Genomic DNA, 13382 nt, shown 5'->3' with positions numbered 1-13382 from the left:
GAGAAAATCTAACAGTAACGTGCCAAAAATTCGATAGCTGCGCTTAAATGTAAGAAGTTAGACTGATCTAAACACAAAAAATCTCACACTTTGCTTGCCTAAAGAAGGGAATTCCCATGCCCGAATCCAAAGTCGCGCTGATGACAGGTACAGGCCAAGGCATTGGCCGGGGCTGTGCGGTCGAAATGGCAAAAGCAGGCTACAAGGTTTCGCTGATGTCCCCGTCGAACCGCTCGGTCGAACTGGCCGAGGAGCTTGGGGGCATCGGCCGCCGCGGTTCTGTGCTGGATGTCGATGATCTGCAAGCAATGATCGACGACACCATGAGCGAATATGGGCGGATTGATGCAATCGTCAGCAACATGGGCCACGGCGGAACGGTGCCCGAAGCCATCAAAACGGTGGGATTCGACCCCGACTTTGACGGACCGCTTTTGGAGCTGAGCGATGAGTTGTGGCACGAAAGTCTGGACATGTATGTGCTGAACGTCGTCAAGATTGCTCGTATCGTCACGCCTATCTTGATTGAACAAGGCGGGGGCGCTTTCGTAAATATTTCGTCCATGAACACAATCGAACCACGTGCGCCCTATCCCATGAGCATGCTGCGCGGCGCTTTGCACAGTTTCTCAAAGCTCTATGGGGATCGCTATGCACGTTACAATATTCGAATGAATAACCTGCTGCCCGGCTTCTGCGAGAACGTAAACCTGTCCGAACGGGCCCGCCGTGAAATTCCCGCTCAGCGGTCAGCAACTTTTGAAGAGATTGGACAGGCTTGTGTCTTTCTTGCCAGCGAGGGAGCCCGGTATATTAACGGTCAGAGTATATTGTCCGACGGCGGGATGAACCGCGCGGTTCGGTAGCAACGAGGCAGAAATATGATTGTTAGGGCACTCAATGAAATCCTAGGTACAGATCGGGATGTTTCCGGTCCGGGTTGGAACAGCAGACGACTGTTGCTGGCATCTGATGGCATGGGGTTTTCGCTTACGGATACGATCATCAAAAAGGGTGAAATGCTTGAGCTTGAATACACCCATCATCTAGAGGCGTGTTACTGTATCGAAGGCAAAGGGCAGATAAAGACCTCAGGCGATGAAACCTGGCATTCGCTTGAGCCATTTACTCTTTATGCATTGGATCAACATGACCGGCACCTCGTTCGCGCAACAGACGCTGATTTGCGGCTTGTCTGCGTCTTCAATCCGCCACTCAGCGGGCGCGAAGTGCATCGCAAAGACGGAAGCTATGCGCCGACTGAATCCTGATGAGGGCAGGGACGAACCGCCGAAGGACGCCTATTGCTGTAGGCAATCTTATGTATGGAAACCTGGCGCGTTTAGTCAGTCTTGTGACTGCAACACAAGAAGGAAAGCGCAAACCTTGTCGGATATCCCAAGCTAAAGTGGCCAGACAGGCACTGTGTCGCAAGCTTCATTGATATAACCGGGCGCCACTAAGGTCGAAATGTTTGGGGAACATTGCCCTCAGGAACCGAAAGACAATTCGCATTGCTTCGTCGCGATCAAAGGAATCCGGGTGAAGCAGGTAGTCAGTCCACATGCCTTCCAACATGGCGAGCGTGCCGTGAGTGGCGTCGCGCGCAACTTGATTTGGGTGTTCGATTTCAGTCTCTTTCGCTATGCGGGCGAACGCGTTGAAGATCAGTTTCCGAAGCTTTGCATCGCGGGTATCTGAAAACGCAGCGATTGCCGCTCTGTTCCTGGCCTCACCTCGAAACGCGTACCAAATTGCGACGTTTTTCTTATTGAGAATGGCTTCGCTCAAGTCACCCCGAACGATCATCTCAATATGTTCCTGGCCTGTTTGTCCGGTCGTTTCCAGCATGGCATAAATGCCATTGTAATATTGCTCGGACGAATAGCGCGCAGCTTCGTCGACAAGGTTGTCCTTACCCCCGAAATGAAGGTGAATCATGCCGCGGGATAAATCGGCACGTTGAATGATTTCGCTGACCGACGTCTCGGAAATCCCCTTTTCTGCGACCGAGTCGAGTACCGCCTCGATCAGTGATAGGCGGTTTCGTTCTCGAATTTCTTGTCGTCTTCCAGTCATCTGATCAGGTGGTTTTGTTTGTTTTCAGTCTCTTGCGGGTCCTTCTAATGGCCTTTGGGAAATTGGCCAGCCCCGGTTGTGAAAATATCAGTTGACACAGCTAGCCCTAAAATTCCAGATTTAAATGGACGATTGTCCATTTTGTGATCGATATTGTCGCGCCACCGAAAGCAAAGTTCAGCAGGGAAGCATGGCTGGAGTCATACGAAGTGAAACGGGCAAGGGCCTGGCACTGAGCGCGCCTGCGACGCTCTATGTCGGTCTGCTTGTGGCCGTGCCCCTGTGCATTCTTGTCGCCTACAGCTTTTGGACCCAGACCTATGTCGAGATTGACCGCACGCTGACATGGGCGAATTACCAAGAGGCGTTCACCGATCCGTTGGTCCGGCATCTAATGATCCGATCGGTTGCGATAGCGGGGGCGGTGACGCTGGCAACAGTCGGTCTGGCCTATCCGATTGCCTACTTCATCGCATTTCGGACGCAGAAAAAGACCCTCTGGCTATTGCTGATCACCATTCCCTTCTGGAGCAGCTACCTGCTGCGGGTGTTCAGTTGGAAACTGATCCTAGGCTTTAATGGGGTGATGAATTCGGCCCTTATTTCGCTGGGGTTGATACAGGAACCACTGACCTTCCTGCTCTACAATGAATTCGCCGTTGTCCTTACACTTGCACATGCATGGGCGCCATTTGCGATCCTGCCGATTTACGTGTCGCTGCAAAAGATCGACCGCAGCTTGTTAGAGGCCGCAACCGACCTTGGGTGCAGCAAGCTGGAACGGTTTGTGCGCGTGACTTTGCCTCTGACTGTGCCAGGGATCATCGCCGCCTGCTTGATCATCTTCATCCCCACGGTGGGCGACTACGTCACGCCGGCCCTGGTCGGTGGCTCGCAGGGGAAAATGGTGGCTAATTTGATTCAGGTGCAGTTTGGCGCGGCCAATAATTGGCCCTTGGGTGCAACCCTGTCTCTGCTTGCCATGCTTTCGGTCGGCTGCGTTGCAATCCTGTTCGTGGTGGTCGTCACCGCTCTGGGGCGGAGGATCAGATGACCAAGGCCATTCGTATCCCATGGTTGCTTGTTTACGCGATCGCCTACCTGGTGTTTCTCTACCTGCCGGTTCTGCTTTTGCCGCTGTTTTCGTTCAATGACGGAACCATCGTGGCCTTCCCGCTCAAGGGGTTCACGCTGAAATGGTACGCGCAGTTGGGTCAGCAGGACACGCTGCTTCAAGCGATGGTGAACTCGCTGATCGTTGGCAGCGTGACTGCCTTGATGGCGACGTCTCTGGGCCTTTTCGCTGCGCGCGCCTATGTCCGGTACCGGTTCAAAGGGCGGGAATTCTCCGAAGGTCTGGTCATGCTCCCGCTGGTCGTTCCCGGCATTATCGTTGCCAGTTCCATGCTGGTGCTGTTCATCAGCGTCGGGCTGAAGCCATCGCTGACGACAGTGATCCTTGGCCATGTCTTTGTGGCCTTGCCCTTTGCCGTGTCGATCATGAAATCGGCCTTTGACGATTTCGACCAGTCGTTGGAAGAGGCCGCGTTTGATCTGGGCGAAAGCGTTGTGGGAACCTTTCGGCGTGTCACCCTACCAATCGTTGCACCGGGCATCATCGCCAGTCTTTTGGTCACGTTCACCGTGTCATTCGACGAGTTTGTTCTGGCCTTCTTCCTGTCCGGCAACAGCCCGACATTGCCGGTCTATATCTGGAGCCAGATCCGCTTTCCGGCAAAGCTGCCTAATACACTGGCGCTGGGGTCGCTGCTTTTGCTGTCCTCGGTTCTGCTGCTGTTGATTGCCGAATATTTCCGCCGCCGTTCCATCCAATCCTCAGATTGAAACCTAAGGAAACCAACCTGATGAGCGAACAGAACATCATCGAAATACAGGGCGTCGAAAAACGCTTTGGTTCCTTTGTGGCCGTGTCCGACCTGAACCTGACCTTGAAAGAGGGCGAGTTCTTTTCGCTGCTTGGGCCTTCGGGCTGTGGAAAGACAACGGCCTTGCGCATCATCGCGGGGTTTCAGGATCATGAAGAGGGCGAGATCCGGATTGACGGGCGGACGATGGGCGAGGTGCCCGCCAACAAGCGGCCCACCAACATGGTGTTCCAAAGTTATGCGATCTTTCCGCACCTGAATGTGGGTGACAATGTCGGGTTCGGCTTGCGAAAGACAAAGCTATCCCGAAATGAAATCAAGGAACGCGTTGCCGAGGCGCTTGAGATGGTGGAACTCGGCGGCTTGCAGGATCGCAAGGCCAATGAGTTGTCAGGTGGGCAACGGCAGCGTGTGGCGCTTGCCCGCGCATTGGTCATGCGGCCCAAGGTGTTGCTGCTGGATGAACCATTATCCGCGCTGGACAAAAACCTGCGCGAAGCGATGCAATTGGAAATGCGCCGCTTGCAGCAAAAGCTTGGCATTACCTTCGTCATGGTCACGCATGACCAGTATGAGGCGATGACCATGTCCGACCGGATCGGGGTCATGTTTGCTGGGCAGCTCAAGCAAGTCGACAAGCCCGAGGTTCTGTATTCCCAACCTTGCAACCGAGAAGTGGCCTCTTTCATCGGCGGGATGAACTTTCTGAATGCCGAAGTGACTGCTGAGAACGCCGACACGCTGGACGTGAATGTTCAAGGGTTTGGCTCGATGACTATCGGGGTGAACCCCAACGTTCAGGTGCATGACATGGATCTATTGGTCGGCGTTCGCCCCGAGCAATTGGAGATCAGCGCGGAAAAACCGGATGGGTACGACGCGCATGTTCAGGGCAAGGTGTCGGACGTCGCCTTCTATGGCGAAAGCGTCCACTATTATGTGCGCGTCGACGGGTTGCCGGAAAGCATCGCCGTTGCAGTGCCAAACTACTTTCACACAGTTGATCACAGCCGCGACGATACCGTCTGGCTTGGAGTTCAAAGCGCCTCGGTGATCGACTTGGGCAAACGTGAATCTTTGGGAGGAAACACATGAATAAAACAGCATCACTTACGGCAGCAGTGGTTGCCACCTTCACGGCAAGCCAAGCATTGGCCGACGCGGCTGATCTGACCGTTTTCGACTGGTCAGGATATGAGGATCAGGGATTCTTTGGTGATTACGTCGAAAAATACGGCGGGCCGCCCAGCTACACTTATTTCGGCAGCGTGGAAGAGGCTTTCACCAAGCTTCAATCCGGGTTTGAGGCCGATCTGGCCCATCCGTGTACGGACGCCCTGAGAAAATGGGTGGCAGCGGATATGATCAAGCCGATTGACACCAGCAAGCTGGAAAACTGGGACAAGCTGATGCCCAAGATCAAAGAGGTCGATGGTATCACGATCGACGGGCAGACCTATATGGTACCCTTTGAATGGGGGAACACCGGCCTGATCTACCGCACCGACATGATTTCGGCTGATGATGTTTCGCTGCAATTGTTGTTAGACCCGGCCTATCAGGGCAAGGTTGCCGTTCCGGATGCAGCCTCCAGCGCGTTCGCCATGGCTGCACTGGCAACTGGTGCCTCAAGCTATTCCGATATGAGCGAAGAGGAGTTCCAGAAGGCGGCGGATTACCTGCGGGCAATTCATCCCAATGTACGTTTCTACTGGTCTGATGCAGGTCAACTGGATCAAGCCATTGCCAGTGGTGAGGTGACCCTGGGTTGGGGCTGGAACCAATCGGAGTTGAACCTGATTTGGAACGAAACCCCAGCAGTCATGATGCGTGATGTGGACAAAGGCATCGCCACCTGGGTCTGCGGTTACGTGCATCTGAAGTCTGCCAAACAGTCCGATGAACAGGTCTACGACATGCTCAACGCGCTCAGCTCGGCCGCCAGCGGTAAGTATATCATCGAAAGCTGGGGTTATGCCCATGCCAATGAAGACGCATTTGCGCAAGCTGATCCAGAGTTGATTGAGACCTACGGGTTCTCGGACGTGGACAGCTTCTTTGAGGGCAGCCTGTTCTTCGACGCGGTCAATCCTGAGATTGAAGCGAAGATGTTGAAGGAGTTCGAGCGCATCAAAGCGGGCTTTTAGAACCATCTAACTACACAATTGGGATTGGCGGTGCCTTAGAAAGCCCGCCGATCCCACAGAACCATTTCCAAATTTTCTGGAGGAAGCGCGACAATGTCAGGCGCTGACGGATATTCTGTTCTCTTTGAACCGGTTCAGATCGGGCCTGTATCGGCCCGAAACCGGTTCTATCAGGTGCCCCACTGCAATGGTATGGGACATCTGCGACCGCAGGCCGAAGCTGCCATGCGGGCAATGAAGGCCGAGGGTGGTTGGGCCGTAGTGTCCAATCAGGAGACGGAAATTCATCCCACTTCAGATTTGTCCCCATATGCGGAAAACCGACTATGGGACGAACGGGATATTCCAGCGCTGCGCCTGATGACCGATGCAGTTCATGCCAAGGGTTCGTTGGCGGCCATTGAATTGGCACATAACGGCCACCATGCGCAGAACCACCTGAGCCGCGCGCCTTTGCTAGGCCCGTCAGAACTTGCCTTGCAAACAGCGTATCCCAAACAGGCTCGGGCAATGGATAAGTCGGACATTCGCGAGTTTCGCAAGTGGCACCGTGCGGCGGCGCGGCGGTCGCGCGAGGCGGGCTTTGACATCGTGTATGTTTATGCCGGTCATCACATGACCCTGCCGCATCATTTTCTGCTGCCTCAGTTCAATGACCGAACGGATGAATACGGAGGCTCGTTGGAGAACCGGGTGCGCTTAACCCGAGAGCTTCTGGAAGAAACCAGAGAAGAGGTCGGGGATGAGTGTGCTATCGCCTTGCGTTTCGCAGTTGATGAAATGCTGGGATCAGACGGGATGCAGGCGCAGGAAGAAGGCCGTGCCGTAGTCGAATTGCTGGCAGACCTGCCAGACCTATGGGACGTCAACGTCGCGGACTGGAGCAATGACTCGGCGACGACACGTTTTGAGCCCCGCGACGGTTTTCAAACCTCATACATTGAATTCGTCAAACAGGTGACGTCCAAGCCTGTTGTGGGTGTCGGGCGTTTCACGTCTCCGGACTTGATGGTGTCACTTGTCAGGAAAGGTATCCTTGATTTCATCGGCGCAGCGCGACCATCCATTGCCGACCCGTTTCTTCCCAACAAAATAAAGGAAGGTCGGATCGAGGGAATTCGCGAGTGTATTGGCTGCAATATCTGTGTGTCCTCCGACGCGCTGGGCGTTCCTATCCGATGTACTCAAAACCCGACGATGGGGGAGGAGTGGCGCCGGAAATGGCATCCTGAAATCATAGAGAGCCGAGGAAAAGAAGAAGCCGCGCTTGTTGTCGGCAGCGGTCCCGCCGGGCTTGAATGCGCCATGCAATTGGCGCGTCGGGGCTATGACGTAACCCTGGCCGAAGCCAAGCAAGAGCTTGGGGGGCGCGTGTTGCAGGAATCCGGTCTGGCCGGGCTATCCGCATGGAGGCGCGTGACAGATCACAGGATCTATGACTTGCAGCAACGCGGGAACGTGCAACTGTTCACCGACAGTTCCTTGTCAGCAAGCGAGGTTGTCGAGTTGGGCATTCCGAACGTCTTTCTGGCAACTGGCGCGTCATGGCGGCGAGACGGTCGCGGGAAGTCTGCGTTCCGGGGCGTATCGATAGAGTCAGGCTCACAAGTATTCACTCCGGACGACATCATGTCAGGGGTAATGCCGGGGGATGGCCCGATTATGGTCTACGATGATGATCAGGCCTATCTCGGTGGTGTGTTGGCGGATCATCTGGCGCAGGCCGGGCGAGAGGTCGTCTTTGTAACCCCGGCCTCGATGGTTTCACCTTTCACTGAATTGACCTTGGAACAGGTCAAAGTGCAACGCGGCTTGTTGGAAAAAGGTGTTCGGCTGGTGTTGTCCCAGACCCTGGTCGAAATCACGCCCGGATTGGCGAAAGTTCAATGCGCTTATACCGGACGCGAACAAAGCGTCGAGTGCGCATCAGTTGTTTTGGTCACGCAGCGTGCGCGAGAGACTGCCCTTTATGAGGAACTGCGAAATTTGCCCGACAAGCCACTGACAAGTCTGGAACTGATCGGTGATGCGGCAAACCCCGGTTTGATCGCTGACGCTGTATATTCGGGCCACATGGCAGCCAGGAATTTTGAACGCGACGCGGGCGACATCGACCGTGAATTTTTCCGTCGGGAAATCGTTTCCCTTGAATCTGCATGAGGTGCGCTATGCCAAAAGATGACTTGCAAGTAATGCGCGACTTGATGAAAGCGCAGCGGGAAGGGTTCGCCTTGCCGCGCCATTTCTATACGTCTCAGGCAGTATACGAAAACGATATCAGCACGTTCTGGAATCGCAACTGGATCTGGGTCGGACATGTCAGCCAGATTGCCGAGCCGGGCGACTATTTCCTGTTCGACTACGGGCCTGAATCTATCATCATTGTTCGGGATCGCGAGGGTGAGGTGCGCGCGCATCTAAATGTTTGCCGCCACCGGGGATCGCGCGTTTGCATTGAGCAGAAAGGCAAGGCGCGAAACTTCATCTGTCCCTATCACGCGTGGACCTTTGACCTGAACGGTAAACTCAGAAACGGGCGGTCAATGGGGGCGGATTTTGACCCGGGCCAGTACGGTTTGTTTCCGGTTCAGGTAAAGATATTTCAGGGTCTTATTTTTGTTTGCCCGTCCGAAGACGCGCCGCCGTTGGACGCCGCTTTGGATAGGCTGGCCCCGCTGTCAAAGCCGTTCGGTTTTGAGAATCTGAAGATTGCCCATGAGGCCTCATACCCGGTTCCGGCGAACTGGAAGCTTGCTCTGGAGAATTACTTGGAATGTTATCACTGCGCGCCATCTCATCAGGACTATTCGCGCAGTCATTCCTTGAAAGATCCGGCCCAGGTTCTTGAGTTCAGCGGGGCACTGCACGAGCGGATGAAAGAAGCCGGAGTTCCCCTCGAGGAGCTTGATCTGACTGGAGAAAACGCAGTCGCACCGGGCGCAGATGTCTATTGGCGGCGTTACCCACTGTTCCCCGGCTACTTGACCGGCAGCAAGGATGGCGCGCCCTTGGCGCCGCCATTGGGTGAGCTGAAATCCCAAGACGGCGGGGCCACCGATCTGGGGATCGGTACGCTAAACTATTTCCTCGTCTATGCCGATCACGTTGTCGGGTATCGGTTCGTGCCGCGTGCTCTGCAAGACACCGATATTCAGATCGTCTGGTACGTTCGCGGCGACGCCGAAGAGGGGCGCGACTATGACAAGGATACCCTGACATGGCTGTGGCATGTCACATCGCTCGATGACGAACGGATCATCCGGCACAATCAGGAAGGCGTGAACTCGCACCATTTCGTCCCCGGGCCATTGTCCGAGATGGAATGGAGCATTTCGGGCTTCTATCGCAACTACTTCAGCATGATCTGAGACGCGCAAAATTCGGAGAAAGAACATGACAGAGCTAACGCAGCGCAGATCAAGACGGCGCGGGGGCGGGCGTGAGGCACGCGCAGCCGTGCGAACCAGCAACGCAGCCTCGCAAGCAATCTGGCCGGGCATTCCCGGTGGGCGATACAAGCCCCTGTCAGACGCGGACATGTCGCGCATTCACGAGGCCGCGCTTAGCATTCTGGAACGCACAGGCGTGGGGGACCCAACGCAGGAAGTTCTCGATCTTGTGGTGCCAAAAGGGGCGATATTGAACGCGCACGGCAGGTTGTGCTTTCCTCGCGCCTTGATGGAAGATCTTTTGGCCAAAGCCGCCAGTGAATTCTATGTCCATGCACGCGGATCTCGGGCCGGTAAGGACGACATGCACTGCACCAAGGACAAGGTGTATTACGCAAATTCCGGCACGGCGGTGACAACCTTTGATGCCGAGACTCGCAGTTACAGGCCATCAACGCTCAAGGATATATACGACTTCACCCGCTTGGTCGACCGGCTCGACAATATTCACATGACCGGCGACACGGTGTTAGCGACGGATGTGCCGCAGGATTATGAGCATGACATGAGCATGCTCTATGCCATTCTGGCAGGCAGCGAAAAACCTTCCTGCCTGACCTTCAGAACCCGCGAGCACATTCAGGATGCGATCCATCTGTTCGATCTGGCATCGGGTGGCGAGGGCAAGTTCCTTGAAAAGCCCTCGGTCATCTTTGGAGGCTGTCCCATCGTATCCCCGCTTAGGTTCGGGCGCGAAAATCTGGAGATCTTGATCGATACGGCGAAGATGGGGCTGGTGTGCGATCTTGCCGTTCCCCCACAGGCCGGGGCGACTTCGCCGGCGCCTTTGGCAGGAACCTTAGCGCAAGCGGTTGCTGAGACCTTGTCTTGCGTCGCCATTGCGAACCTCATCAATCCGGGCACTCCGGTCGTCTTTGCAGCTTGGCCTTTCATCACCGACTTGCGTACTGGGTCCTTTACTGGCGGCAGTGGTGAACAGGCGTTAATTTCAGCTGCGGCCATCCAGATGGGCAATTTCTATAACCTGCCGACCAGCGTTGGGTGCGGCATGACGGATTCCAAAATCCCGGATGCGCAATACGGGTTAGAAAAGGCACTGACCTTTGCTTTGGCGGCGCATGCCGGTGCCAACAGGCTCTGCGAATTTGGCGGTATGCTTGGCAGTCTGATGGGCTGCAGCTTTGAGTCTATGGTCATCGACAACGAGGCTGCGGGCATGATCTCGCGAACGCTGCGCGGGATCGAGGTGAGCGACGACACGCTTTCGGTCGACGTTATCCATGAATGCGCAATTGATCCGGGTCATTTCCTTGGTAACGCGCAGACCCTGCAATACATGGAGACGGAATATGTCTACCCGACCCTGCTGGATCGGGAACTGACCGATACTTGGGAAAAGGCAGGTCGACAGGACATGTTTGAGAGGAGTCGGTCGGTGGTGGACGACATCCTATCCAATCACTATCCGAACTACTTTGGCAGCAAGTCTGATGCAGAGGTGCGGGCCAAGTTTCCGATTAAATTACCGCCTGAGGCGATGCAGGCGGGTTGAGGACAGCGGAAGGCGATGCGGCATTGCAACTTGTAAAATAGTCATGCCGCATCAAGACGGCTTCTAAGCCTTAAACGCACCCTGCTGTGTCAGGCCTTCAGTCGCCAACCGAATACCTTTCTCAAGGATATCGAACATCTGGTTCAACTCGCCCTCCGTGATGATCAGCGGTGGGGAAAACACGCACATATTGATGATCGGTCGCAGAATCAGCCCGTTTTCCTGGCAATGCTGGTCAATCAATGCGCCAACAGACTTATCAAGGTCCAAAAGATTATCAGCATTAGCATCGGCAACGCATTCGACGCAGCCAACCAGCCCCATACCTCGGGCGTCACCCACAAGCGGCAAGGCCGCCAGAGCCTGAAGGCGTTCTTCGAACAGCGGCGTAAGCGCGCGGACATGTTCCAGAATACCGTCGCGCTCCATGATTTCGATGGCTTTCAAACCAGCCGCCGCGCTTACCGGATGGCCCGAATAGGTGAACCCGTTTGAAAACGTAGCCTCCTGCGCGTTCTCACCACTGACATCTGCGATCAGTCGATCAGAGATAATGCAGGCCCCCATGGGGACATAGCCAGACGTCATACCTTTGGCGCAGGTGATGATATCTGGTTGAATGCCAAAGACGTCTTTGGATGCAAACCAATGCCCAAGCCGCCCAAATCCAGTCACAACCTCATCTGAAATATACAGGACATCGTATTTCCGGCAGATGTCCAAGCAGCGCTGATGATACCCCTGCGGAGGCACGATGACCCCACCAGAACATAGGATCGGTTCAGCGATGAAAGCCGCGACCTTGTCAGGGCCGGTTTCCAGGATCATGTTCTCTAGATCAGCGATTTTTTCGTCTAGAAAATCTTCAACCGTTTGATCGGCGCGGCGCGTGTACGGGTTCACATTCGGCAGGAAACGCGTTAGGTGAGAGGCCTGGTCCAACCACCCTTTGTCGCGCTCTTTTCCAGATACTGAGGCCGCCAAATAAGTCGAACCGTGATAGGCCTTTTGCCGCGATATCACGATCTTTTTTTCAGGTTTGCCAAGCAGGTTATTGCGGAACTGCACAAACCGCAGGGCGCTATCAACGGCTGTTGAGCCGCCGGTTGTAAAGAACACATGGTTCAGGTCACCCGGCGTTCTTTTGGCGATCTCATGTGCCAGCCGGGCTGGGGCCGAGTTGGCGTTGTTGAAGGGCGAAAAATACGCCATCTCTTTCGCTTGCTGGGCCATCGCATCGGCAATTTCAGCGTTCCCATAGCCCAATTGAACGCACCACATCCCCGCAGGTCCGTCAATCAAGCGTTTTCCGTCCTCTGTCACGATGTGAACGCCTTGGCCACTTTCGGCAAAGGTTCGTTCATTTTGGCCAAGGAATGACATCCCTTCCCACGGATGCAGGAAGTGTTCGTTGTCCCAGTCACGTACGGACTGAAAGTCGGAGTTGAACAGGGTCATGAGGCACCTTGATGTAACATATATCACAAAATGAACAAACATTCATTCAATGTCAATCCTTGAACTTTCGCTTCACTAGATGCGAGAAAGCAAAGGCGAGTAACCCAGCGAAGGAAAATCAAGATTACTCTCGAGGCCGATACTCCGACCAATGCCCGCGATCTGAGTAAGTTGCAGAACCGACAGCAGCTGATTCAGGCGGCTGCGGATGCCATCCATAAATACGGTATTCGCGGCACGACCTCGGCCAGAATCCAGGAGCTGTCAGGACTGTCGAGGGGGATGGTGAACCTGCACTTTGGTTCCAAAGAGAAATTGCTGCTTGCCGTGGCCGAGGAGTTGTCAGCGCGCTATGCCGGGCAGTGGAAAGCAATCGCGGACAGTCCGGAATTAGGCCCTGCGGACAAGTTGATCTCAATCCTCAAGGCGGATTTCGACCCTTTGGTCCTGAATGCACGGGACGTTGCGATCTGGTTTTCATTTCGGGCCGAAGCTCTCTCGAACCCCGACATATTTCCTTTCATCGACTCACGGGACAAAAGTTTCCGGGCAGTGATCCTTGAACTGTTGCAGCAAATCATAAGCGAAGGTGGGTACAAAGACGTAGACGCCAAACTTGCAACAGATGCATTGATTGCTTTGCTGGAAGGGCTCTGGACCGACTTCCATTTGCACTCAGATATTTTCAAACCCCGAGAGGCTTTGAAAATCTGCTTGTTTGTCTTGCAGTCGATGTTTCCAGGTCATTTTGATTTTAAATCAATATCTTAATTTGCGATACGGCGCTTCTACGAGCCACCTCAGAATTGGGTTAGTGGAAAAACTGGCGGTCTTCCAGGTCCCATCTCGC

The 13382-nt window shown here is 54.7% G+C and carries 12 protein-coding genes and 1 pseudogene; 10 read left to right on the top strand and 3 right to left on the bottom strand.

The genetic code is table 11. The features are described from left to right. The first annotated feature begins 116 nt into the window (after positions 1-116). A complete protein-coding gene (locus GOX21_RS14390) occupies positions 117-866 on the top strand; it encodes an SDR family oxidoreductase (RefSeq protein WP_170362040.1) in 750 nt (249 codons plus the stop codon). A 15-nt stretch (positions 867-881) separates the two neighbouring features. Next, positions 882-1271 carry an ectoine synthase gene (locus GOX21_RS14385; RefSeq protein ID WP_170350828.1) on the top strand — a complete coding sequence of 130 codons (390 nt, stop codon included), beginning with the start codon at positions 882-884 and terminating at the stop codon, positions 1269-1271. Between the two features lie 166 nt (positions 1272-1437). Here GOX21_RS14385 and GOX21_RS21535 read toward each other — a convergent pair whose 3' ends face one another. Both GOX21_RS21535 and GOX21_RS21530 read right to left on the bottom strand, forming a co-directional pair. After that, positions 1438-1851, bottom strand: a complete 414-nt coding sequence (locus GOX21_RS21535) for a TetR family transcriptional regulator C-terminal domain-containing protein (protein WP_254428563.1) — start codon at positions 1849-1851, stop codon at positions 1438-1440. Between the two features lie 54 nt (positions 1852-1905). Next, a pseudogene (locus GOX21_RS21530) lies at positions 1906-2079 on the bottom strand (TetR family transcriptional regulator); the annotation flags it as partial. A 190-nt stretch (positions 2080-2269) separates the two neighbouring features. Between GOX21_RS21530 and GOX21_RS14375 the strand changes: the two are divergent. The 7 genes from GOX21_RS14375 to GOX21_RS14345 all read left to right on the top strand — a co-directional run bounded on the left by GOX21_RS14375 (position 2270) and on the right by GOX21_RS14345 (position 11074). After that, a complete protein-coding gene (locus tag GOX21_RS14375) occupies positions 2270-3133 on the top strand; it encodes an ABC transporter permease (RefSeq protein WP_170362042.1) in 864 nt (287 codons plus the stop codon). Beyond that, on the top strand, positions 3130-3924 hold the full coding sequence (locus tag GOX21_RS14370) for an ABC transporter permease (RefSeq protein ID WP_170350831.1): 795 nt from the start codon (positions 3130-3132) through the stop codon (positions 3922-3924). The genes GOX21_RS14375 and GOX21_RS14370 overlap by 4 nt, the downstream gene beginning before the upstream one ends. Before the next feature lie 20 nt (positions 3925-3944). Further along, positions 3945-5060, top strand: coding sequence for an ABC transporter ATP-binding protein (locus tag GOX21_RS14365; protein ID WP_170362043.1), 1116 nt, complete (start codon positions 3945-3947; stop codon positions 5058-5060). Further along, positions 5057-6112, top strand: a complete 1056-nt coding sequence (locus GOX21_RS14360; RefSeq protein ID WP_170378083.1) for an ABC transporter substrate-binding protein — start codon at positions 5057-5059, stop codon at positions 6110-6112. The genes GOX21_RS14365 and GOX21_RS14360 overlap by 4 nt, the downstream gene beginning before the upstream one ends. 93 nt (positions 6113-6205) lie before the next feature. Further along, on the top strand, positions 6206-8272 hold the full coding sequence (locus GOX21_RS14355; RefSeq protein WP_170378081.1) for an FAD-dependent oxidoreductase: 2067 nt from the start codon (positions 6206-6208) through the stop codon (positions 8270-8272). Between the two features lie 8 nt (positions 8273-8280). Then, positions 8281-9480 carry an aromatic ring-hydroxylating oxygenase subunit alpha gene (locus GOX21_RS14350; RefSeq protein ID WP_170378078.1) on the top strand — a complete coding sequence of 400 codons (1200 nt, stop codon included), beginning with the start codon at positions 8281-8283 and terminating at the stop codon, positions 9478-9480. A gap of 25 nt (positions 9481-9505) precedes the next feature. After that, positions 9506-11074, top strand: a complete 1569-nt coding sequence (locus tag GOX21_RS14345; RefSeq protein ID WP_170378076.1) for a trimethylamine methyltransferase family protein — start codon at positions 9506-9508, stop codon at positions 11072-11074. 63 nt (positions 11075-11137) lie between these two features. Here GOX21_RS14345 and GOX21_RS14340 read toward each other — a convergent pair whose 3' ends face one another. Next, entirely contained in the window at positions 11138-12532 is a 1395-nt protein-coding gene (locus GOX21_RS14340; protein WP_170378074.1) for an aminotransferase, read from the bottom strand. Positions 12533-12703: 171 nt separating this feature from the next. Here GOX21_RS14340 and GOX21_RS14335 point away from each other — a divergent pair, with 171 nt between their 5' ends. Continuing rightward, positions 12704-13303 (top strand): TetR/AcrR family transcriptional regulator, encoded by a 600-nt coding sequence (locus tag GOX21_RS14335; protein WP_170378072.1) that lies wholly within the window; start codon positions 12704-12706, stop codon positions 13301-13303. Positions 13304-13382 lie beyond the last annotated feature (79 nt).

The sequence above is a fragment of the Ruegeria atlantica genome (assembly GCF_013032005.1).
Classification (GTDB): domain Bacteria; phylum Pseudomonadota; class Alphaproteobacteria; order Rhodobacterales; family Rhodobacteraceae; genus Ruegeria; species Ruegeria atlantica_A.
The sequence above is the reverse complement of the archived record's forward strand: the minus strand, read 5'-3'. Positions and strand labels throughout refer to the sequence as shown.